Raw genomic sequence first — 1,258 nt, forward strand, 5'->3', positions numbered from 1 at the left:
CCATTTTGAAGACTGATTGAGCTTCATAAAACTTTCCTTAAACAATTAAAACGCGGTACCCACTTGGAACTGCAAACGCTGGACATTATCCGTTGGCAAAGATTTGATCGGAATACCATAACTAAATTTTAACGGACCAAGCGGTGATATCCATGATAAACCTAAGCCGTACGAATACCTCAAGACAAGATTGATATTTTCATTAAAGACATTACCGCCGTCTACGAAGCCAAATACCCGCAAGGTTTTATCTACGCCAGAGCCAGGAACGGGCACGGTGTATTCCACGTTTGTAACGATCTTTGACTGACCACCGGTAGGCTGATTAAGATTGGTATTGGGATTAAAAAAGGTAGGTCCAAGTGAGCCTGGGGCATAACCACGAACCGATCCAATGCCGCCCACGTAGTAATTCTTGGTAATTGGGAACGGATACTTACCATAAGCCTCCCCGTAACCCACCTCACCATTAAACGACAAAATATTACCTTTAGAGAAAGAGTGGTATTTCTGATACTGACCAAAGAGGCGATAGAACATCATATTACCCACGGGCGTTCCAACTTCCGCATTCAATTGTTGCAAAGACCCTGATGATGGAATTAAGGCGCTGTCACGACCATCACGAGACCACCCAACAGTAACAGGAACGTTATAAGTATTTAAGGTGGCCGGGTAACCAGGCGCAGCAATGCCATAGTCCTGCATATAAGCTAAATATGGAACAGGCGTATTTGAGCTCGATTGAATCTGAAATACCTCAAATCCAGATCCAAAAAATACCCTATCAACCTCAGTATATGGCACGCCAAATTTAATATTCGAGCCTACATTTTTAATTTGATAGTCGGGATCACCAACGTAATATAAAGGCTTAGATGAACGATAGTACAAGTCAGTAAAACGACTGATACCATCCTCAGTAAAGTAGGGATCATAGTTAGACAATGCCAAGCTTTGGTTAATCTTACCCAAAGAGAAATTCAAGCCAACGGCGGTACCAGTACCAAAAGCATTTTCCTGATTAATACCAGCAGAAAGAATCAACTTCTCAGTGGAAGAGAAACCAGCACCAAGAGTAATGGCACCAGTGGGTTTTTCAGTAACCTTCACGTTGACGTCAACCTGATCTGGTGATCCCGGCACATCTTGCGTGGATACATCAGTCTCGGTGAAGTAGCCTAAGCGACCTAAACGCTTCTTCGATAAGTCAATCTTCTCGCTATCAAACCAAGAGCTTTCAAACTGGCGCATTTCA

Annotated in this window: 1 protein-coding gene; it reads right to left on the reverse strand. The window is 43.1% G+C overall.

Annotated elements, in window-relative coordinates; genetic code table 11:
* Positions 1–45: 45 nt before the first annotated feature.
* On the reverse strand, positions 46–1,258 hold a 1,213-nt coding region (bamA, locus tag B7Y67_RS18410), incomplete at its 5' end, for an outer membrane protein assembly factor BamA (RefSeq protein WP_293599874.1).

Source organism: Polynucleobacter sp. 35-46-11, assembly GCF_002281105.1.